The 20,203-nt window shown below is 71.1% G+C and carries 17 protein-coding genes and 1 tRNA gene; 11 read left to right on the forward strand and 7 right to left on the reverse strand.

All coding sequences use genetic code 11. The annotated features are described in order from the left end of the window. Window positions 1-73 precede the first annotated feature (73 nt). The 4 genes from RDV84_RS11420 to RDV84_RS11435 all read left to right on the forward strand — a co-directional run bounded on the left by RDV84_RS11420 (window position 74) and on the right by RDV84_RS11435 (window position 2,236). Window positions 74-149: transfer RNA gene (locus RDV84_RS11420), tRNA-Thr, on the forward strand. A gap of 392 nt (window positions 150-541) precedes the next feature. Continuing rightward, window positions 542-1,465: an arginase gene (gene rocF, locus RDV84_RS11425; RefSeq protein WP_057948969.1), complete on the forward strand. Its 924-nt coding sequence runs from the start codon at window positions 542-544 to the stop codon at window positions 1,463-1,465. A gap of 140 nt (window positions 1,466-1,605) precedes the next feature. Beyond that, the gene (locus RDV84_RS11430; protein WP_057948968.1) at window positions 1,606-1,755 is read left to right on the forward strand and encodes an entericidin A/B family lipoprotein; all 150 of its coding nucleotides are present in this window, start codon (window positions 1,606-1,608) and stop codon (window positions 1,753-1,755) included. Between the two features lie 280 nt (window positions 1,756-2,035). Continuing rightward, window positions 2,036-2,236 carry a CsbD family protein gene (locus tag RDV84_RS11435; protein WP_057948967.1) on the forward strand — a complete coding sequence of 67 codons (201 nt, stop codon included), beginning with the start codon at window positions 2,036-2,038 and terminating at the stop codon, window positions 2,234-2,236. Window positions 2,237-3,122: 886 nt separating this feature from the next. On the opposite strand, the gene RDV84_RS11440 is transcribed toward RDV84_RS11435, so the two are convergent. Beyond that, window positions 3,123-3,968 carry a hypothetical protein gene (locus RDV84_RS11440; protein ID WP_309153484.1) on the reverse strand — a complete coding sequence of 282 codons (846 nt, stop codon included), beginning with the start codon at window positions 3,966-3,968 and terminating at the stop codon, window positions 3,123-3,125. A gap of 268 nt (window positions 3,969-4,236) precedes the next feature. On the opposite strand from RDV84_RS11440, the gene RDV84_RS11445 reads away from it, so the two are divergent. From RDV84_RS11445 to RDV84_RS11475, 7 genes are all read left to right on the forward strand, one after another. Then, complete coding sequence (locus RDV84_RS11445) at window positions 4,237-5,589, forward strand: tryptophan--tRNA ligase (protein ID WP_309153485.1); 1,353 nt, start codon at window positions 4,237-4,239, stop codon at window positions 5,587-5,589. Further along, window positions 5,586-5,909 (forward strand): hypothetical protein, encoded by a 324-nt coding sequence (locus RDV84_RS11450; protein ID WP_231736207.1) that lies wholly within the window; start codon window positions 5,586-5,588, stop codon window positions 5,907-5,909. The genes RDV84_RS11445 and RDV84_RS11450 overlap by 4 nt, the downstream gene beginning before the upstream one ends. A gap of 267 nt (window positions 5,910-6,176) precedes the next feature. Continuing rightward, window positions 6,177-7,124: an MBL fold metallo-hydrolase gene (locus RDV84_RS11455; protein ID WP_309153486.1), complete on the forward strand. Its 948-nt coding sequence runs from the start codon at window positions 6,177-6,179 to the stop codon at window positions 7,122-7,124. Window positions 7,125-7,395: 271 nt separating this feature from the next. Continuing rightward, the gene (locus tag RDV84_RS11460; RefSeq protein ID WP_309153487.1) at window positions 7,396-8,514 is read left to right on the forward strand and encodes a GGDEF domain-containing protein; all 1,119 of its coding nucleotides are present in this window, start codon (window positions 7,396-7,398) and stop codon (window positions 8,512-8,514) included. An 82-nt stretch (window positions 8,515-8,596) separates the two neighbouring features. Beyond that, window positions 8,597-9,229 carry a class I SAM-dependent methyltransferase gene (locus RDV84_RS11465; RefSeq protein WP_309153488.1) on the forward strand — a complete coding sequence of 211 codons (633 nt, stop codon included), beginning with the start codon at window positions 8,597-8,599 and terminating at the stop codon, window positions 9,227-9,229. Between the two features lie 126 nt (window positions 9,230-9,355). After that, entirely contained in the window at window positions 9,356-10,045 is a 690-nt protein-coding gene (locus tag RDV84_RS11470) for a response regulator (RefSeq protein ID WP_309153489.1), read from the forward strand. Next, entirely contained in the window at window positions 10,042-11,421 is a 1,380-nt protein-coding gene (locus tag RDV84_RS11475; protein WP_078998178.1) for a sensor histidine kinase, read from the forward strand. Before RDV84_RS11470 ends, RDV84_RS11475 begins: the two co-directional genes overlap by 4 nt. 88 nt (window positions 11,422-11,509) lie before the next feature. Here RDV84_RS11475 and RDV84_RS11480 read toward each other — a convergent pair whose 3' ends face one another. From RDV84_RS11480 to RDV84_RS11505, 6 genes are all read right to left on the reverse strand, one after another. Then, entirely contained in the window at window positions 11,510-11,893 is a 384-nt protein-coding gene (locus RDV84_RS11480; RefSeq protein WP_250449206.1) for a VOC family protein, read from the reverse strand. 288 nt (window positions 11,894-12,181) lie between these two features. Next, window positions 12,182-13,549, reverse strand: a complete 1,368-nt coding sequence (locus RDV84_RS11485) for a dihydrolipoamide acetyltransferase family protein (protein ID WP_309153490.1) — start codon at window positions 13,547-13,549, stop codon at window positions 12,182-12,184. A gap of 67 nt (window positions 13,550-13,616) precedes the next feature. Next, the gene (locus RDV84_RS11490) at window positions 13,617-13,967 is read right to left on the reverse strand and encodes an SH3 domain-containing protein (protein WP_078998175.1); all 351 of its coding nucleotides are present in this window, start codon (window positions 13,965-13,967) and stop codon (window positions 13,617-13,619) included. Between the two features lies 1 nt (window position 13,968). Next, on the reverse strand, window positions 13,969-15,000 hold the full coding sequence (locus tag RDV84_RS11495) for an alpha-ketoacid dehydrogenase subunit beta (protein WP_078998174.1): 1,032 nt from the start codon (window positions 14,998-15,000) through the stop codon (window positions 13,969-13,971). After that, on the reverse strand, window positions 14,997-16,067 hold the full coding sequence (gene pdhA, locus RDV84_RS11500) for a pyruvate dehydrogenase (acetyl-transferring) E1 component subunit alpha (RefSeq protein WP_309153491.1): 1,071 nt from the start codon (window positions 16,065-16,067) through the stop codon (window positions 14,997-14,999). The genes RDV84_RS11495 and pdhA overlap by 4 nt, the downstream gene beginning before the upstream one ends. Window positions 16,068-16,839: 772 nt before the next feature. Further along, complete coding sequence (locus RDV84_RS11505) at window positions 16,840-20,100, reverse strand: lamin tail domain-containing protein (protein WP_309153492.1); 3,261 nt, start codon at window positions 20,098-20,100, stop codon at window positions 16,840-16,842. Window positions 20,101-20,203: the final 103 nt, after the last annotated feature.

The following is a 20,203-nucleotide window of genomic DNA, read 5'->3' on the forward strand; positions in this document are numbered from 1 at the left end:
TGTCCCGCGGCCGCGCCGGCGCGATACAATGGCCCGGCCGGCGCGCGCAGCGTAGCCGGTCCCGCGTTTCGCTGCCGCTTTAGCTCAGTTGGTAGAGCACTCGCCTTGTAAGCGAGCGGTCGTCCGTTCGATTCGGACAAGCGGCACCACGTGAATCCGAGTAAAAACAACCGCCCGGCCGCACCATCCGAAGGCCGCTCGCGATCCGGGCCAACGTCGAAAACGCCAAGCGCCCGCACGTTGCGTCCCAGCTTCGCCCGCAGGGCTGCCCGACCCGGAACCGCGTCTCCAGACGCTGTTCATCGCGCGATACCCGCTGCGCATCTCCCGCGAAACCAACACTCATCCCAGTTCGGCCTTTGCCGTCCCGGCCGCTCGGCGGCGCCACCATGGCCCGCTCACTGCGCAGCCTCTAAAATGCCCGCATCGTCGGCGGCCGCAACGGCCCTGTTGCGGCGATCGCGCGGTGCCGCCGGCACTGGCGCGTTCACCTAACGATGCCGCGCCGTGGCTAGTCCGGCGCGGCGCAGAGGACATTCGCATGAGTCGCACTTATCCCCTCGTTTCGCTGATCGGCGCGCCGACCGACGTCGGCGCCGGCCACCGCGGCGCGCGCCTGGGGCCCGAAGCGCTGCGCATCGCCGGTCTCGGCGAGGCGCTGGTCGCGCGCGGCGTCGACGTGGTCGATCGCGGCAATCTCGACGGCCCGCGCAATCCGTGGCAGAAGCCGGTCGCCGGCTACCGCCATCTGGCCGAAGTGGTGGCATGGAATCGTGCGGTGATGGACGCCGTCGGCGCGGAACTGCGCGTCGGCCGCCTGCCGATCCTGCTCGGCGGCGATCACTGCCTGGGCCTGGGTTCGATCACCGCGGTCGCGCGCTATTGCCGCGACACCGGCAAGCAACTGCGCGTGCTGTGGCTCGACGCGCACGCCGACTTCAACACCAGCCAGGTCACGCCCTCGGGCAACATCCACGGCATGCCGGTGTCGTGCCTGTGCGGCATCGGCCCGGAAGAGCTGACCCGCCTCGGCGGCGATGCGCCGGCGATGCGGCCCGACGAGATCCGCCAGATCGGCATCCGCTCGGTCGATCCGGGCGAGAAGCAGCTGATCCAGCAACACGGGCTGGACGTCTACGACATGCGCTACATCGATGAGATCGGCATGCGCCGGGTCATGGAGGAGGCGCTGGAAGGCGTGGACGAAAACACCCACCTGCACGTCAGCTTCGACGTCGACTTCCTCGACCCCAGCATCGCGCCGGGCGTGGGCACCACGGTGCCGGGCGGTCCGAACTACCGCGAGGCGCAGCTGGTGATGGAAATGATCGCCGACAGCGGCCGGATGGGTTCGCTCGACATCGTCGAACTCAACCCGATCCTGGACAAGCGCAACCGCACCGCCAAGCTGGCGGTGGACCTGGTCGAGAGCCTGTTCGGCAAGTCGACCCTGATGCGCGACTGAGGCGCCGGCGCGCGGATGAATCGGCGCTGAGGGAGGCCGCTGCACGCCGGCTTCACGTTCGCTCGCGTCTTATCCGGACCCAGGACGCGGCCGCTGGCGCGGCCGATTCGCTATCCGCAACGACGACCCAAGGAGTTCCCATGAAGCGTTTGACTGCCCTGCTGCTGCTGGCCCTGTTCTCGATCGGCTCCCTGACTGCGTGCAACACCATCGCGGGCGCGGGCAAGGACGTGAAGAAGGCCGGCGAGAAGGTCGAAGAGAAGGCCGAGGACGTGCGCGACGGCAAGTAACGCGCGCCGGGCTCCTGACGAGCGACGACGAAGGCCGGGGCGACCCGGCCTTCGTTTTTTTTCGCTTGTCGTTTTGGCGGTTTGCGCCGCAGGTCGCGATCGCGGGCTGAAGGATTCAAGGCGTTCATCGAGGTCAAGCAGGGGCTAACGCAATCGTGACCGTCCGCGAATGCGTCCGCTGCGAAGCTGTCCTGGCGATACCGGCCGACGGCGAGCGCATCGCTGCGAGTGCGAAGCGCGACGCGGGCCGCGAGGTTTTCCCCCAACCAGGAGTGGAACGATGAACAAAGACATCATTGCCGGCAAGTGGACCCAGCTCAAGGGCAAGGCCAAGGCCAAGTGGGGCGATCTGACCGACGACGTGTTCGATGTCGCCGAAGGCAATTCCGAATATCTGGCCGGAAAGCTGCAGGAGCGCTACGGCTGGGAACGCGATCGGGCGGAGAAGGAAGTGCGTGAGTTCGGCGAGACGTTGAACTGAATGCTTTATCCGGTTTCAGTGCGTTGAATTGCGCGCGTTGATCCGGGGGCGGGACGGCGGGCGAAGGTGCCCGCCGTTCCGTTCGCGGCCGTAGCGGTGTTGGGTCGCGGCTGTGGAGTGGGGACGGTAGGCCGGGCGACGCCCGGCTTTTTTGCGGGCGGCTGCGGCGCTATCGCGATTGGGGCGTCTGGGGATGAGCGGAGATCCGAGCCGGGCTGCCGTTGCGGTGCGGTTTGGGTTGCCGCCGTCGTTGTTTTGGAGCCGCTCGGGTGTGGCGCCATTCTCACAGCGCGTCATTTCGACGAGAGCCGGCGTCCAACCGAAGCGACGCGGCTCCGCCGATGCTCCTTGAAGCAACGAACCTCCCAAGCCGTCATTCCGGCGGAAGCCAACCGAAGCGACGTGGCTCCGCCGATGCTTCTTGAAGCAACGAACCTCTCAAGCCGTCATTCCGGTGGAAGCCGGAATCCTTGAAGCAACGAACCTCCCAAGCCGTCATTCCGGCGGAAGCCGGAATCCATTTTGACTCTGTTGTTGCTCTCGCTTCTGTCGTCGCTACGGGTGATGACAAGCCACCATCAAGAGCTTCCGTCCGCAAGCGGCCGGGTCACTTTCTTTGTCTTAAGCCACAAAGAAAGTAACCAAAGAAAAGGCCTTGTTTTTTCGGATCAAGAGCCATTATGGCTCGCAGCGGCGCGGGGCCGCGCCATAAGGGGCATCCTGCCCCATGGCGCGCGTGCGCATCCATGCGCACGCCCTCCGGGGCTGCGGAACCTGGGCCTCGGGTAGAGATGCGTCAAAGCGAACATCAACGGCAACGGCAACGGCAACGGCAACGGCAACGGCATCAGCATCCGCTGAGGCGACAGCGGTTGGTCGGATGGGCTCACCACCGGCGCGGCGGCGGGTCGGCGACGAAGCCTTCGGGGAAGGCGCGCGGGGTGTCGGGGCGGTAGGCGCGGTCGGGGTAGCGCGGCACCACGCCGCGCGCGACCAGGGTGGCGTAGTCGTCGTAGCGCAGTTCCACCACTTGCGCGGGGGAGCGCGATGCGCGGACGAATTCGGTTTGCGACACCGGCGACCATTCGCGCGCGCCGTGGCCGGTGCCGATGGTCTGCGCCTGCGCCGCGGTGTCGGCGGCGACCGATTCGCGCGCGCGCTCGGCCGGCGCGGCGGGTGCGGCGTTGCCGGCGGCGCGGCCTTCGGCCTTGGCCGCGCCGTTCTCGTTGCGCGCGTACGGCGGGTACGGGTAGGGCGACGGGGTCGGGTAGACCGGGCGGTAGCGCTGGCGTTCCTGAAACACCGCGGCGCCGATCACGCCGACGTTGGCGGGCCGGCCGGTGCGCGCGGCGTAGCTGTCGCCCAGGTCGGTGAAGACGAACTGGGCGACGTCGTCGAGCGACTTGCGCCAGCCGTTGATCTCGGTGGATTGCCAGGCGTCGAGCACGTAGCCCGATTGCGCCGGGCTGGCGGTCTGGCCGCTGACCGCGTTGACCCCGTCGACCGACAGCACCACCAGCACGCGCTCACCGGTGTTGTTGGTGAGGCGGACCGTGTAGCGATGGCCGGGCGTGCCGGCGATCCACTGCTGGCCGCGCCAGGACCAGTTCGGCAGCCAGTCGCCGTTGTCGCGGTCGATCACCGCCACGTCGACCAAGGGCCGGGCCTGGACCGGGGTGCAGGCGCCTGCGGTCAACGCGGCGGCGGCGAGCAGGGCGAATGAGCGGAACATGGCGGATCTCCTGTGGGGCCGCGCGCGGCGCGGCGGGGCCGGGGTCGCAGGTTGCTAACGCGGGGCCGGTGCGGGCGGGGTTAGGCCGTGCGGTCGCGGGCCCGCCTGTGCCGCCGCCGTTGCCGACGGTTTAGCCGCGGGCGACGGTCCGGCTTGGCGACCATGCGCCTACCGCCCGCAACCGCCCGCGCCGATCCGCGCCGGCGTACGCACCGCGCGCGACGCGAGCCGCTACACTGGCCTGTCAGGCTCCATCGCAGATTTCCCCATGACCCAGACCCGCGTCCTCACCGGCATCACCACCTCCGGCACTCCCCACCTGGGCAACTACGTCGGCGCGATCCGCCCGGCGGTTGCCGCCAGCCGCGACCCGGGGGTGGAGAGCTTCTACTTCCTGGCCGACCTGCACGCGCTGATCAAGGTGCAAAAGCCCGAGCGCGTGCAGCGCTCGACCCTGGAGATCGCCGCGAGCTGGCTCGCCTGCGGCCTGGAGCCGGACAAGGTGTGGTTCTACCGGCAGAGCGAAATCGTCGAGATTCCCGAGCTGGCCTGGTTCCTGACCTGCGTCGCCGGCAAGGGCATCCTCAACCGCGCCCACGCCTACAAGGCCGCGGTCGACAAGAACCGGCTGGACGGCGAGGACGACGATGCGTCGATCACCGCCGGATTGTTCATGTACCCGGTGCTGATGGCCGCCGACATCCTGGTGTTCAACGCGCACAAGGTGCCGGTGGGCCGCGACCAGATCCAGCACATCGAGATGGCGCGCGACTTCGGCCAGCGCTTCAACCATCTGTACGGCGAGCATTTCGTCCTGCCCGAGGCGCTGATCGAGGAAAGCGTGGCGACGCTGCCCGGCCTGGACGGGCGCAAGATGAGCAAGAGCTACGACAACACCATCCCGCTGTTCGCGCCGCGCGAGGAGTTGAAGAAGCTGATCTATTCGATCGTCACCGATTCGCGCGCGCCGGGCGAGCCCAAGCCGACCGAGGGTTCGGCGCTGTTCCAGATCTATCAGGCGTTCGCCAGCGAGGAAGAGACCGAGGCGATGCGCCGCGCGTTCGCCGAGGGCATCGCCTGGGGCGAGGCCAAGCAGGCGCTGTTCGAGCGCATCGACGCGGAGATCGCGCCGCTGCGCGAGAAGTACGAGGCGCTGATGGCGCGGCCGCAGGACATCGAGGCGTTGCTGATCGACGGCGCGCGGCGGGTGCGCGAGCGCTACGGCAAGGCGAACATGCAGCGGCTGCGCGAAGCGGTCGGCCTGCGCGACCTGTCCAACGCCGGCGGGCTGTCGCTGGCGGAGGAAACCCGGGCCGCGGCGGTGGCGGCGTTCAAGCAGTACCGCGAGGCCGACGGCCGGTTCTACTTCAAGCTTGCCGTCGGCGACGAGGTGCTGCTGCAGAGCCGCGGTTTCGCTGCGCCCAAGGACATCGGCCAGCTGATCGGCCGGGCCAAGAGCGAGGACTCGGACGCGCTGCTGGGCGCGCTGCTGGCGGCGAGCGAGCCGGTCGCGGCCGATGCGCGCGCGCGCGTGGCGCAGGCGCTGCAGGCGATCCGCGAAGCCGAAGAGGCCGCGCGCCAGGCCAAGGCCGCCGCCGCGCAGGAGCGCGCCGCTTCGTGAGCCGCTTCGTCGAGCTCAACCTGGCGCTGATCCTGTTCCTGCCGTGGTTCGCGATCCTCGGCGCGCTGTTCTGGCTGTATCCGCGACGGCCGCGCAATCCCGCGCGCAAGCTGTTCGACGCGGTGTCGCTGGCGATATCGGTGTGCGCGTTCGTGCTGGCGGTGCATTGGGCGCATCTGCACGCCGGGCGCGAGTATGGGGCGATGTGGCCGCAGATCCTGGCCACTTCGCTCGGCTACGGCGTGTTCCTGGCGGTGCTGACGGTGGCGTTCGCGCTGCGCTGGCGCTGGTTGCGCGGGGTCAAGGACTATCGCGAGTAAGCGCTCGGTTCGGGCGGCGAGGCCTTCTGTGGCAGGCCCTCTGTGGCAGGGTCTTCTGTGGGAGGGCTTCTGTGGGAGGGCCTTCAGGCCCGATGCTTTCCGATCCGCCGCGGTGAAGCCGCAAGCGATCTGAGCCGAAAGCGTAGGAGCTGAAGCCCCTCCCACGCCAACAACCGCCACCGGCCTGCAGATTCCGACCAAAGCCGCATCGCCGCGCATGCGCGCGCCGGCCTAGACTGGGGACCGGTCACAGCCCCGCCATCGCCCATGAGCGCAGCCACCGCTTCCGCCGCCGAACACGGCGTGATCACCGTCGACACCGGATTCCAGCGGCCGTCGTTCGACGCGGCCTATCTGGTGGTCGAGAACGGCCGCGCGGCCTTCATCGACTGCGGCACCCAGCATTCGATTCCGGCCCTGCTCGCCGCGCTCGACGCGCAAGGCTTGGCGCCGGCCGACGTCGATTGGCTGATCCTCACCCACGTCCATCTCGATCACGCCGGCGGCGCCGGCGCGCTGATGCGGCGCTTGCCGAACGCGCGCCTGGCGGTGCATCCGCGCGGCGCGGCGCACATGATCGATCCGGCGCGGCTGGTCGCCGGCGCCACCGCGGTGTACGGCGAGCAGGAGATGGCGCGCAGCTACGGCGAGATCGTGCCGGTGCCCGCCGAGCGGGTGGTGGTGGCCGGCGACGGCCACGTCGTCGACCTGGCCGGCCGCGCGTTGCTGTGCGTGGACACGCCCGGCCATGCCCGCCATCACCTGTGCGTGTGGGACGCGCGCAGCCGCGGCTGGTTCACCGGCGACACCTTCGGCCTGTCGTATCGCGAATTCGATTCGCCGCGCGGGCCCTTCATCCTGCCGACCAGTTCGCCGGTGCAGTTCGAGCCCGAGGCGCTCAAGCAGTCGATCCGCGCGTTGCTGGCGCGCGATCCGGCCGCGATGTACTTGACCCACTACGGCCGGGTCGGCGATGCGCAGCGGCTCGGCGCGGAGCTGATCGAACAGATCGACGACATGGTGCGGATGGCGCGCGCGGCGCAGGTCGGCGGCGAGGGCATGCACGCGCGATTGACCGCGGCGCTGGCCGATTACTACGCGGCGCGGGCACGGGCGCATGGCAGCGCGTTGAGCGATGCGCAGGTGCGGGCGGCGCTGGCGATCGACGTGGAGCTCAATGCGCAGGGGCTCGAGGTGTGGCTGGCGCGCGGCTAGGGCGCGGATGGGAAGACGCCATGGATCCCGGCGTTCGCCGGCACGATGCGCAGGCAGGGACGGCGGGCGCGGGCCGGTCGGTGCGGGCTATTAGGCGCGAAAGCGGCATAACCGCAAGCGCCGCGGCGGGTCGCAGGTCGCGCGCGGCGGGCCGGCGCACGAGCCCGGCTGGCGGCTGAACCGCGGGCGCGGCCGCCCGGCCGCCGTCACGATCGTTGAATCGTCGCGGCAGTACCCTGAACAGGCCCGAGCCGAGACGTTTACCGCGACCGTGTCCCGTCCCCGCCCGCTGCATATGGTGCCCGACCCGCCGCCGCCCACGCCGGCCGACGAGGCCGCGCGGCTGCTCGCGCTGGACGCCTACGGCCTGCTCGACAGCGTCGCCGAGAGCGCCTACGACGACATCGTCCGCCTCGCCGCGACACTGTGCGACACGCCGGGCGCGGCGCTGGCCCTGCTCGACCGCGAGCGGGTCTGGTTCAAGGCGCGCATCGGCGTGGCGCCGAGCGAGCTGCCGCGCTCGCATTCGATCTGTTCGGAGCTGATCTGGCAGTCGCAGCCCGGCCGCTTGCTGACGATCGACGACGTCGGCGGCGATCCGCGCTTCGCTCCGCTCGGGCTGAGCCTGGAGGACGGCCGCGCGCTGCGCTTCTACGCCGGCGCGCCGCTGTGGACGCCCGACGGCCATCCGCTCGGAACGGTGTGCGTGCTCGACGCAGTGCCGCGGCGATTGCGCCCGGCCCAGGCCGAAGGCCTGGCGGCGCTGGGGCGGCAGACCCAGCACCTGTTCGAGCTGCGCCGCTACGCGCTGGAACAGCGCCGCCTGCTGTCCGAGCGCGAGGCCTTCGCCCTGCAGATGGAAAGCGCCCAGGCCGACCTGCTGCGGCGCAACGAGCAACTGCAGCACAGCGCCAGCCACGACGCGCTGACCGGCCTGCTCAACCGCAGCGCGCTGGCGCAGCTGCAGGGCAGCCCGGACACCGTGCACCGGCTCGGCCGCGCGGCCTACACGCTGATGCTGATCGACGTGGATCATTTCAAGCAGGTCAACGACCGCCACGGCCACCTGCTCGGCGATCGCGCGCTGCGCGCGGTCGCCGATGCGGTGGCCGCCTCGATCCGCGACGACGACGTCGCCATCCGCTACGGCGGCGAGGAATTCCTGGTGGTGCTGCCGGGCACGCGGCTGGCCGACGCGGCCGAGGTCGGCGAGCGCATCCGCCGGCGGGTGGCGCGTTCGTCGCTGCCGTTCGCGCTGACCGTGTCGATCGGCATGGCCGCCGGCGAGCCCGGCCGCGACGGGCCCGAGCAGGTGTTCGACCGCGCCGACCAGGCGCTGTACCGGGCCAAGGCCGGCGGCCGCGACCGCCTGGTCGCCGACGAGGGCTGAGCGGCCGGTCGCGGCGACGCAATGTTGACGCAATGCCGGTGCGGACAATCGAGGCCAAGACTTGGATCGGAGCGTTGCCCGCATGAGCCAGCCGCTGTCTCCCGCCGCCCGCGCCGCCGCCGTTCCCGCGCGCGGCGACTACTGGTCGTTCCTGCGCTCGTGGTCGCGCGCGCCCGGCCGGGTCGGCGCGATCGCCCCGTCCGGCGCCGCGCTGGCGCGGCTGATCACCGCGCAGATCGACGCCGATACCGGCCCGGTGCTGGAATTGGGCCCGGGCACCGGCGTGTTCACTCGCGCCCTGCTCGAACGCGGCGTGGCCGAGCGCGACCTGACCCTGGTCGAATACGGCCCCGAGTTCGCGCAGATGCTCGGCGAGCGCTTCCCGCAGGCGCGGGTGCTGTGCGCCGACGCGCGCCGGCTGCGCCGCGCGCGCCTGTTCGGCGCGGCCGGCGCCGGCGCGGTGGTCAGCGGCCTGCCGCTGCGCAACCTGCCGCCGCGCCAGCGCCTGGCGGTGCTGCTGGGCGCGTTCGCCCAGCTCGGCGAGGACGGCGCCTACTACCAGTTCACCTACGGCCTGAGCTTCCCGCTGCCGCGCGCCTGGCTGGAGCGTTACGGCTTCAAGGTGCAGCGGCTGGGCGCGGCGCGGCTGAACCTGCCGCCGGCCTCGGTGTACCGGGTCACCCGTCGCCGCGACTGGCGCCTGATGGGCGTGTGAGGGCGCCGCGTGTGAGGGCACCGCGTATGAGAGCAGCGCATGTGAGAGCACTGCGTGCAAGAGCGCCGCGTGTAAGAGCACCGATGGCACGGTACGCGGCGGGCGCCGGCGGGCGATGATCGGCGCATGCGCATCCTGCTGATCGAAGACGAACCCGAACTGGCCGCGGCCCTGGTCGCCGCGCTCAAACGCTACGACATGGTCGCCGACCACGCCGGTAGCCTGGCCGAGGGCGAGGCGGCGGCGGCGAGCCAGGCGCACGATGTGATCGTGCTCGACCGCGGCCTGCCCGACGGCGACGGGCTGGCGCTGATCCCGCGCCTGCACGCGCGCGGGCTGGACACCCCGGTGATCGTGCTGACCGCGCGCGGCGAGCTCAGCGACCGCGTGGTCGGGCTCGACGCGGGCGCCGACGACTATCTGGTCAAACCCTTCGCGGTGGAAGAACTGCTGGCGCGGCTGCGCGCGCTGCGCCGGCGGCCGCCGCGCGCGGAGACCGACAGCGTGCGCATCGGCCGGCTGGCATTCGACCTGGACGCGCGCACCGGCGAAGTCGACGGCCGCGCGCTGGAATTGCCGCGGCGCGAATTGTTGCTGCTGGAAGCGCTGCTGCGCCGGCGCGGCCGCACCGTGCTGCGCGAGACCATCGAGCAGGCGGTGTACGGCTACGACGACGAGATCCAGTCCAACACCCTCGACGCCCACGTCTCGCGCCTGCGCCGGCGCCTGGCCGAGGCCGGCGCCGGGGTCGAGATCCACGGCATCCGCGGGGTCGGTTATCTGCTGCGCGAAAGCGCGCTGCCGGAGGGCGCATGAAGGCCGCCCCGTCGCTGCGTGCGCGCCTGCTGTGGCGGATGCTCGGCCTGCAATGCCTGTTGCTGACCGCGTTCGGCGTGCTGGTGGCGCTGAGCCTGCACGCGGCCAACGTCGCGGTCGACGAGGACAACGCGGTGGAAGTGCTGCAGAACGCGCTGCAGCGCGACGCGCACGGCCGCCTGAGCCTGCGCGATACCGCCGACCTGCGCGAGTTGCGCGAGGAAATGCCGCGGCTGTGGTACGTGATCCGCGACGAAGCCGGGCGCGAACTGCGCCATGGCCCGGTGCCGGCCGAGTTCGCCGGCATCGGCGGCGCGCTCGACCGGGTCAGCCAGGCGCGATTGGGTTACCTGTTCGGCGACGACCGCATCGCCGGCGCGCGGCTCAAGCGCGTGGACGCCGGCTTCGGCGAGGTCCGCATCCTGACCACCGAGAAGGGCCGGGTGATGTCGGCCTCGCGGCTGATGTGGATGGCGCTGTCGCTGTTCGCCACCTTGATCCTGCCGTTGCTGGCGGTGATGGCGCTGGTGACCGCGATCGCCACGCCGATGGTGGTGCGCTGGTCGCTGCGCAGCCTGGAGCCGGTGATCGCGCAGGCGCGCGCGCTGGACGTGGAACGGCGCGGCGCGCGCCTGCCCGAGGCCGGCGTGCCCGACGAGGTGCGGCCGCTGGTGAGCGCGGTCAACGGCGCGCTGGCGCGCTACGACGACGGTTTCGAGCGGCGCCGGCGCTTCCTCGCCGACGCCGCGCACGAGTTGCGCACGCCGATCGCGATCCTCAGCGCGCGGCTGGAATCGATGCCGGCCTTGCCCGAGCGCGAGCGCCTGCTGCAGGACGTGGCGCGCATGTCGGTGCTGGCCGAGCACTTGCTCGACCTGCAGCGCCTGGACCGGCCCGAGCCGCAGTTGGAAGCGCTGGACCTGGGCGAGATCGGCCAGCGCGTCGCCGCCGACCTGGCGCCGCTGGCGATCGCCGCGGGCTACGAACTGGCGTTCGACGCCCTGGCCAGGCCGGTGCCGGTCAACGGCGACGCGCTGGCGCTGGAGCGGGTGCTGGTGAACCTGGTGCAGAACGCGATCGAGTACGGCGGCAACCGCGGCACGGTGACGATCCGGGTCGCGATCGAAGCCAGCGACGGCGTGGTCGAGGTCTGCGACGAAGGGCCGGGCATTCCGCCGGCGCACCGCGAGCACGTGTTCGAACGCTTCTTCCGCCTGCAGCCGCACGAACGCGGCGCCGGCGTCGGCCTCAACCTGGTGCGCGACATCGTGCGCCTGCATCGCGGCGCGGTCGAGGCGACGGACGCGCAGGGCGGCGGCGCGTGTTTCCGGGTGGCGCTGCCGTTGGCGGCGGCTCGCGGCAAAGGCGAGGGCTGACGTGGGAGGGCCTTCAGGCCCGATGCTCTTGTCTCAGCCGCGGTCGGCGGATCGGAAAGCATCGGGTCTGAAGGCGCTCCCGCCACAGTCACTCCCAGACGTTCGGCGCCGGGCCTTTGTCCGGGTGATGCATCTTGACCACGCAGAAGCGATGCCCGGTCGGCGCTTGCATCACCCACCAGCGTTTGACGAATTTGAGCTTCTTCGCGCCGAGTGTTTCCAGGCGCGCGGCTTCGGCGTCGAGGTCGTCGGTTTCGATGTCCAGGTGCACGCGCGAGGGGTGATCGACCTTCTGCACCGCGACGTACAGGTGGGTGGGATGGTCGGGCAGGCTGACGTAGAGCGCGCCTTCGTCGTCCTCGACTTCGCCCGGGGCCAGGCCCAGCGCGCCGCCCCAGAAGCGCGCGGCCTGGTCGATCTCGCCGGTCTCGCAGTCGATGATGAATCCGGCCAAGCGGCTGCGGTGGGCCATGGCGGTCTCCTGTGCGGGTGGACGGCCAGCCTGCCTCGTTCGCTGTCGCGGCGGTAGTGTCGATGCGCGGGTTCGGCGCGGTGGAGGCTCGCGTTCGTGACCGTTGCCGTCGAATGCGGCTGGGTGCGGGGTTGCGCGGTGTCGGAGCGGAAAGCCTCGGGCCTGAAGGCCCTCCCACAAGAGCAGGCGACAGCGCCGCTGTTGTGGGAGGGCCTTCAGGCCCGATGCTTTTGTGTCCGATCGCGCCGCCCATCCCTCTCCCCGCAAGGAGAGGGACGGACGCGAGCCTCAGTTGGCCCGGGCCAGATCGTCGATCATCGCCTTGAGGAACCGCGCCGCCTCGCCGCCGGTGCAGGCGCGGTGGTCGAAGGTCAGCGACAGCGGGATCACCTTGTGCGATTCGAACCCGCCCATGACCGGCGTCATCTGGTGGCGGCCCTTGCCGGCGGCGACGATCGCGACCGTCGGCGGCACCACCACCGGGGTGGCGTAGCGGCCGGCGAACATGCCGAAGTTCGACAGCGAGATGGTGTAGCCGCTGAGTTCCGACGCCGGAATGCTGCGGTCCTCGACCTGCGCGCGCAGGCGGTTGATCGCCTCGCGCACGCCGCGCGGGTCGAGCACGTCGGCGTTGCGCAGCGCCGGCACGAACAGGCCGTCGTCGGTGTCCACGGCGATGCCGATGTCGACGTGCGGATGCAGGGTGCGGGTGAGCTTGTCGCCGTCGAACCAGGCGTTGAGCGCGGGCACGGTCTTGCACGCGACCACGATCGCGCGCACCAGGCGGCCGGTGATGTCGTTGCCCGGCAGCCAGGCGTGGATGTCGGCGTCGTCGGCGAGCGTGGTCGGCACGACCTTGCTGTGCGCGTCGGCCATCACCCGCGCCATGTTGCGGCGCACGCCCTTGAGCTGCTCGGGCTGGCCGGTGACGGCGGCGCCCGGCGGCTGGGTGCGCATCGGCCGGCCCGACTGCGACAGGGTGCTGCGCGCGGGCGCGGCGGCGGGCGCGGGCGCCTCGGCGACGGCGGCCGCGCGCGGCGCGACCGCGGCGGCCGGTGCGGAACCGATCTTGGCGGAGCCGTCGGCGGCGGCGCGCTTGACGTCGTCGCTGCTGACCGTGCCGTCGGCGCCGGTGGCGCGCACGCGACCCAGGTCGACGCCGAGCTTGCGCGCCAGCGCGCGCACCGCCGGCATCGCCTTGACCCCGCCGACCGCGACCGCCTGCTCGCTGCGCACGGCGTCGGAGGACTGCATCGCGCCGACCACGGTGCCGCTGTCGGCGCGCTCGTTGCCTTCGGCCTTGGCCGGCGATTCTTCGGTCTTGGCGGGAGCGGGCGCGGCCGCCGGCGCGGCATGGCCGCCGCCGTGGTGGTGGCCGGTGTCCTGGCCGTCGGCGCGCTGCGGCATGTTCGGATCGATCTCGAACTCGGCCAGCATGGTGCCGGTGACGATCACATCGCCGGCGGCGCCGGCCAGCTTGAGCACCTTGCCCGACACGGGCGAGGGCACTTCGACCACCGCCTTGGCGGTCTCCATCGACACCAGGGTGTCGTCGAGGCGGATGGTGTCGCCGACCTTGACCGCCCATTCGACGATGGTCGCGTCGGGCAGGCCTTCGCCGAGGTCGGGAAGCAGGAAGGTCTTGGTATCGCTCATAACTCGTCGGTCTCTTGAGTAGGTTGGCGACGCGGCGGGGCCGGCGTCGTCCTTGGCATCGGCGCGGTCAGGCGCCCTCGGCTATCGTTTGCAGGTGGCGCGCCGGGACCCAGCCCTGCGCGCCGTCGTCGCGTTGCGCCCACCACCATCCGCCGTGCTCGTCGATCAGGCGCAGGTCCTGGCCGGCGGCGACGTCGAGCTCGCGCGCGTCGTAGTCGCGCAGCGCCTGCGCGCGGCCGTCGCCGAGCGGGCGCAGCCAGCGCAGCGGCGCCCAGCCGGCGCGGCCGTCGTCGAGCGTGGTCCAGGCGAACGCCGGCCATTCGTCGTCGCGCTCGCCGAGCCGCACCACCGCGCCGCGCGCGAACGCGATCGGGTCGGGGTACTGGCTGCGGTAGTCGGCGAGGACGACGGCGCGCATGTCAGCCGTGGCCGAGCGTGCGCTTGGCCGCGGCGACGATCTTGTCGACGCTGGGCAGGTACTTCATTTCCAGGCGGAACAGCGGGATGTGGGTGTCGAAGCCGGTGACGCGCTCGACCGGCGCGAGCAGGTCGTACATCGACTCCTCGGCCAGGCGCGCGGCGATCTCGGCGCCGAAACCGGCGGTCTTCGGCGCTTCGTGCACGATCACGCAGCGGCCGGTCTTGGCCACCGATTCGGCGATGGTGGCGAAGTCCAGCGGCTTCAGCGTGGCCACGTCGATCACTTCGGCGCTGATGCCTTCGCCGGCGAGCTTGTCGGCGGCTTCCAGGGTTTCCTTGACCTGCGCGCCCCAGCTGACCAGGGTGATGTCGCTGCCGTCGCGCAGCACGTAGCACACGTCCAGCGGCAGCGCCTCGCCGTCGTCGGCGACGATTTCCTTGTACTGGCGGTAGATGCGCTTGGGTTCGTAGAAGATCACCGGGTCGGGATCGCGGATCGCCGCCAGCAGCAAGCCGTACGCGCGCGCCGGCGAAGACGGCAGCACCACGCGCAGGCCCGGCACGTTGGTGAACAGCGATTCGTTGGCCTCGCTGTGGTGTTCCGGCGCGCGGATGCCGCCGCCCCACGGCACCCGCAGCACCAGCGGGCAGCTCAGGCGGCCGCGGGTGCGATGGCGCAGGCGCGCGGCGTGGCAGATCAGGTGGTCGAGCATCGGATAGACGAAGCCGTCGAACTGCGCTTCGGCCACCGGCTTCATGCCCTGCGCGGCGAGGCCGACGCTGAGGCCGGCGATGGTGGTTTCGTCGAGCGGCGTGTCGAGCACGCGTTCGCTGCCGAAGATCTGCTGCAGGCCGGCGGTGGCGCGGAACACGCCGCCGTTGACGCCGACGTCCTCGCCGAGCACCAGCACGCTCGGGTCGTTGCGCATCTCGTACGCCAGCGCCTGGGTGATCGCTTCGATCAGGGTGATCGCGGCCGGCGTCGCGGCCGTCTGCGCGGTTTCGATCTTGCTCTGGGTGGCGGCGTTCATCGACGGTTCTCCTGCAGCGCCTGCTCGCGTTGCGCGGCGAGGTCCGCCGGCATATCGCCGTAAAGGAAATCGAACATCGCCTCGACCGGCTGCACCGGCGTTTCCAGATAGGCGTTGATTTCGACGTCGACCTTCTTGCCGCATTCCTCCAGCCAGGCCTTTTCCAGTTCTTCGTTCCACACGCCCTGGTCGGTGAGGTAGGTGCGCAGGCGCGGCATCGGGTCGCGCGTCCACGCGTCCTTGACCTCGGCGTCGTCGCGGTAGCGGCGCGCGTCGTCGGCGGTGGTGTGGTCGTGCAGGCGGTAGGTCATGAACTCGATCACGCTGCCGCCGTCGCCGTTGCGCGCGAGTTCGGCCGCGCGGCGCATGCCTTCGAGCACCGCGATCAGGTCGTTGCCGTCGACCTGCAGGCAATGCAGGCCGCCGGCGATGCCCTTCTGCGCGAGCGTCTTGGCGCCGGTCTGGGCCTTGCGCGGCACCGAGATCGCCCAGCCGTTGTTGATCACGCACAGGATCAGCGGCAGTTGGTAAGCGCCGGCGGAATTGAGCGCGGCGTAGAAGTCGGTCTTGGACGAACCGCCGTCGCCGCAGCAGGCCACGGCGAGGTTCTGTTCCTTGCGCAGCTTGAACGCCAGCGCGGCGCCGGCGGCGTGCAGGCATTGGGTCGAGATCGGCACCGACCAGGCGAAGTCCTTGCGCGGACCGGCGAAGTCGTTGCCGCGCTCGTCGCCGCCCCAGTACATCAGCACTTCGCGCGGCTGCACGCCGCGCATGAACTGGGCGCCGTATTCGCGGTAGCTCGGCGCGAACACGTCGTCGGGTCGCATCGACGCGCCGATGCCGACATGGGTGGCTTCGTGGCCCAGGCACGCGGCGTAGGTGCCGAGCTTGCCGGTGCGCTGCAGGGCGATGGCCTTGCTGTCGAAGGTGCGCACGAACAGCATCTGCTTGAACAGCGGCAGCAGGGTGTTGGCGTCCTTGAACGCGTCCGGGATCTGCGCGACGGGCTTGCCGTCGGCGCCGAGGTATTGGAGGTATTCGATTTCGAACGTCGCGGCGACGGTCATCGGGAGAAGGTCCTCACGGGTGGGGATGAGGTCCGAATCGTTCCGGTCCCGGATCCAGTGCCGGGCGCGCTGGTCAGCTTCAGACGGCTGGGTCCGGAGACCGTCGTGAAGCGACGGAGGTTCCGGGCCGGGCTAAAGCCGCGGCGCCCCGCGTTCGATGCTGGCGGGGCGCTGCGTCATGGCGCGGATGATACCGAAAGCGGCGTTAAGCGCCGTTGCGCGCTGCGGCATGCATTGCGCAAGGAAAAACGCTAGGCGTCGCAATTCGCGCGGTTCGCGGCGGCGCGGGCGGCCTCGGCGAATCTCCGCGCGGGCCGGGGTTTTCTCATGCGCGTCCGGCAGTTAGGCGCGGGGCGCGTGCGCGATGCGGATGCGTTCGCGGGCCACCGTACCGTATCGGACTGACGACCGGCGGTGGCGCGTGCAGGCCAGCGTAGCGTGCGGGCGCCGCGTGGCGGGTGGGCATCGGTATCGATGACAAGCGCGCGGCCTGCGACGAATCGTGCCGTTCGGCATGGTTCGCGTGCGGCGGACTTTGCACCCGCCGCTCGCTGGCGGCGCGCGGCGGGTGCATCGATGCCCCAACCGCCCGTATCGGCAAATGCGCCGTGGGCGAAACGCGCCGTGGGTGAAACGTGCCGTGGGTGAAACGCGAACTCCGGCAGGCGGCCGGAGTTCGCGGGCGATCGCAAGTCGGTGGTCGCGCACCCGCGCGCGGCGTGGCCGGACGTCGGCCGCTGCGCCGCGCGCGGATGCGCGAGGCCGAGCGCGATCACATGTCCGAAACGACGCAGCAAGGATCCGGCGGACCGGGGGTATACACCGCCTGGATCGTGCCCCCCGCGCTGTTGTTGTCCTGCTGCGTATCGATGGAAGTGGCGTCGGCCGAAACCGCCAAGGTCACGCCGTAGTTGATGAAGTTCGGCACCAGCGCGGCCGGACCGGTGATGGTGAACACCGTGCTGGCGCCGACCTCCAGCGTCGTGGCGTTGCAGGCGAAGGTGTTCTGCTCGCCGCTCGCCAGCGGGTCTTCGCAGGTCCAGCCGGCGGGCACCGGGAAGATCGCGTTGGCGAAGGTGGGCGTACCGTCGCCGGACGGCGCGTCCAGAGCGCTGACGCGGCTGGAGGCGCTCAGCGAGGAGATGGCGAAGCCGACGCCGACGTTGCGCGCGCGGCTGGGGCCGCGGTTGGTCACGGTGACGGTGAAGACGTAGCTCTGGTTCGGCGACACATACGACGGATGGGAGAGGCTCACCGCCACGTCCGCGCGCGGCGGCGGGATCAGGTAGGCCACCGACGGATCGCGCAGCGATTCGCGCGCCGGCGAATCGGCCTGTTCGCGCAGGTACTCCGGCTTGCCCATATTGATCCTGGCGCGCTGGATCTCGATCGCCGAGGTCGCGCCGACCATGGCTTCGTTGACCAGGATGTGGTCGAGCTTGTGGCCGAGGCCGTCCAGGAAGGACGAGTAGCGCAGGTTCTGCGGGATCAGGCTGGTCAGGTTGGCCAGGTTCGGCTCGACCAGGTCGGCGCCGTCGCCGGGCACGCCGGTGGTCTCGTCCGGGCTCGGCGCGCCCGCGACCACGCCGAGCACGTCGGCGTAGCCGTCGTTGAACTCGGGCGCGTTGAAGTCGCCCAGCACCGCCAGCCGGGTGTTGGGTTCGGCGCTCTGGCGCTGGTTGACGTAGCCGGCCAGGAACTCGGCCTGGCGCTGGCGCTTGAGCCGCACCTGCTGGCCGGCCAGGTCGTTGGCGACGATGCCGTCGGCCGGATGCTGGCTCACCAGCACCGCGCTGAACGGGAACGCCAGGCCGTCGGGGTAATGCGCGACCGCGTCGAGCACCAGCGGCGGGCGGTCGTTGAGCCGCGAGGTGTTGCCGTCGGCGCCGACCCAGTACGTGTCCTTGCCGATCTGCGCGACCTGCAGCACCTGCACGCGCGGCTTGCCGGGCAGCACGTCGGCGGTCTTGACCAGATAACCCACGTCGAGCCCGAGCGCGTCGTTGCCTTCCAGCAGGTGCGCGGCGTACTGCGGGCTGGGCTGGCCGGCGGCGACGGCGTCGGCGTTGATGCGCGTCGCCAGCGCCTGCAGCGTGGCGAGGTTCTCCACGTCGGTGAAGCCGACCACGTCGGGCTGCTTGAGGTAGCCGCGCACCGCCAGCGACAGCTTGGCGAGGCGGCGCTCGAACGCGGCCACGCTCAACACCGGCTCGGCGATGCCGGCGGCGTCGGTCGCGTCGAACAGGCGCAGGGCCGGGAAGGTGGCGATGGAGACGCCGGGGCCGTCGGTGAGGTCGACCTGCGCGGCGGGAACCAGGGCGATGGCGCCGTCGGCGAGCTCGTAGCCGCCGTAATCGGGCGTGTTCTCCGAATCCAGCAGCAGGACATAGCGGCCATCGACGAAGTCGACGACGCCGTGCGCGTCGATGACGCTGGTGTCCTCCGACAGGTTCATCTCCTTGTGGCCCTGGGTCGAGGTGGCGTCGAGCACGAGCGTCTCGTAGTGCCAGTCGCCGGATTCGACGTCGCCGCCGGGCGGAAACGGATCGCCGTAGCGGATGCCCGGCGTGCGCAGCGGCGTGGTGCCGGCCGCGGTGACGTACATCAGCCCGCGGCTGCGCGCGCGCGCCTGGGCTTCGTCGAGGATGCCGTCGGCCGGCGCGATGACGCGCAGGGAATGCACGACCATGCGCATGCCTTCGTAGCGCTCCAGATCGCCGCTGGCGACGGTGGCGAGGTCGCGGACCTGGTCGGGCAGGGGCTGATCGGTTTGCAGCAATGTGATCAGCGGCGAACCGGCGATCTGGGTGCGGGTGCCGCGGCCGGCCTGGCCGATCGGTGCGTACTCGACCACGGTGCCGCTGACCCGCACCCGGTTGCCGATGCCGGCGCTGGCCGGCGGCTCGAAGCCGACCGCGACGTAGATCGCGGACGGGGCCGGGCCGGGCTGCGAACCGGCGCCCGACTGCAGGAAGAAGCCGTCGGCGCGGCGCGCGGTGACGATGCCTTCGACCGTCACCGGCAGGCCGTTGAGCGGCGAGACCGGGCCGGTACCCTGCACGGCCTCGATCGCGGTGATCGCCATGTCGTCGTTGTTGATGGTGACTTGCGCGGAGACGTCCGCGCCGGTGGCGCCGGCGAGGTTGGAGACGTCGACGAAGAAGGTTTCGTTCGGCTCCGGCGCGGTGTCGCCGAAGATCGGGACGTTCAGCGTGGTCTCGCTCTGGCCCGCGGCGATGCTGGCGTTGCCGGCGGTCTGGGCGTAGTCCTCGCCGGCGCGGGCGCTGCCGTCGCGGGTGGCGAAGGCGAAGCTGGCGCCGCCGGGGCCGGCCGGGCGGTCGAGCAGCACCCGCACCGTCGCCAGGGTCTGGCCGGCGTTGCCTTCGTCGAGGGCGAGGTCCTGCATCCGCAGTTGCGGCAGTCCGCCGCTGCACAGGCGCGCCGGCGAGGCCGAATTGCGCGCCGCCGGCGTCGCGGTTTCGAAGTCGGCGCCGTTGTCGCCGGTGTCGTTGCAGCCGCCGTCCTTGCGCGCGGCGGCGGTGGTCACCGTCAGCACGACCGGCAGCGGCCGGGTTTCCGAGCAGGTGGCCGAGCCGCTGATGCCGACCGCGTCGATGCGCGGCGACGGACAGGCGCCGCTGAGCGCGCCGTTGTGGTCGACCAGCACCAGCTTGCCGCCGCTGGTCTGCATCTGGATCGTGCCGACGGCGTCGGCCGCGGGCAGCGGCGGCAGGCCGGCGACGCCGCTGCTGGCTTGTTGGATCAGGTAGTAGCCGCCCGGCGCGATGCTGCCGGACAGGGCGGTGCGCTGCCACGGCGCCGGGCTCGGCGCCAGGTTGTACTGGATCGACCAGCCGTTGAGGCTGACGGCGGTGTCGCCGTTGTTGTGCAACTCGATGAAATCGTGCGAGTAGCTGGCGCCGGCGCTGCCGCCGCCGCCGTAGACCTGGCTGATGACGACCCCCGCCTGGGCCGAGCCGGCCGCGGCGAAGGCCAGCGCTGCCGCCAGCAGGCGGCCCCCTGACTTGTTCATGGCATTCCCTGTTGACTGGACCGACGCTCCTGCGGCGGTGCGCAGAGTGTGCCTGACCGACGTCGCAGATTCGGCGATGCGGCGGCGCCGCGGCGAAAAAAAT

Origin of the sequence: Lysobacter yananisis, assembly GCF_031199375.1 — a bacterium.
GTDB classification, from domain to species: domain Bacteria; phylum Pseudomonadota; class Gammaproteobacteria; order Xanthomonadales; family Xanthomonadaceae; genus Lysobacter; species Lysobacter yananisis.

Coding starts and splice junctions, on each gene's coding strand:
- RDV84_RS11445 (WP_309153485.1), top strand. CDS start 4,237: ATGACCCAGACCCGCGTCCTCACCGGCATCACCACCTCCGGCACTCCC.
- RDV84_RS11465 (WP_309153488.1), top strand. CDS start 8,597: ATGAGCCAGCCGCTGTCTCCCGCCGCCCGCGCCGCCGCCGTTCCCGCG.
- RDV84_RS11470 (WP_309153489.1), top strand. CDS start 9,356: ATGCGCATCCTGCTGATCGAAGACGAACCCGAACTGGCCGCGGCCCTG.
- RDV84_RS11490 (WP_078998175.1), bottom strand. CDS start 13,967: ATGCGCGCCGTCGTCCTCGCCGACTACCGCAGCCAGTACCCCGACCCG.
- RDV84_RS11475 (WP_078998178.1), top strand. CDS start 10,042: ATGAAGGCCGCCCCGTCGCTGCGTGCGCGCCTGCTGTGGCGGATGCTC.
- RDV84_RS11455 (WP_309153486.1), top strand. CDS start 6,177: ATGAGCGCAGCCACCGCTTCCGCCGCCGAACACGGCGTGATCACCGTC.
- rocF (WP_057948969.1), top strand. CDS start 542: ATGAGTCGCACTTATCCCCTCGTTTCGCTGATCGGCGCGCCGACCGAC.
- RDV84_RS11430 (WP_057948968.1), top strand. CDS start 1,606: ATGAAGCGTTTGACTGCCCTGCTGCTGCTGGCCCTGTTCTCGATCGGC.
- RDV84_RS11480 (WP_250449206.1), bottom strand. CDS start 11,893: ATGGCCCACCGCAGCCGCTTGGCCGGATTCATCATCGACTGCGAGACC.
- RDV84_RS11440 (WP_309153484.1), bottom strand. CDS start 3,968: ATGTTCCGCTCATTCGCCCTGCTCGCCGCCGCCGCGTTGACCGCAGGC.
- pdhA (WP_309153491.1), bottom strand. CDS start 16,067: ATGACCGTCGCCGCGACGTTCGAAATCGAATACCTCCAATACCTCGGC.
- RDV84_RS11495 (WP_078998174.1), bottom strand. CDS start 15,000: ATGAACGCCGCCACCCAGAGCAAGATCGAAACCGCGCAGACGGCCGCG.
- RDV84_RS11505 (WP_309153492.1), bottom strand. CDS start 20,100: ATGAACAAGTCAGGGGGCCGCCTGCTGGCGGCAGCGCTGGCCTTCGCC.
- RDV84_RS11435 (WP_057948967.1), top strand. CDS start 2,036: ATGAACAAAGACATCATTGCCGGCAAGTGGACCCAGCTCAAGGGCAAG.
- RDV84_RS11485 (WP_309153490.1), bottom strand. CDS start 13,549: ATGAGCGATACCAAGACCTTCCTGCTTCCCGACCTCGGCGAAGGCCTG.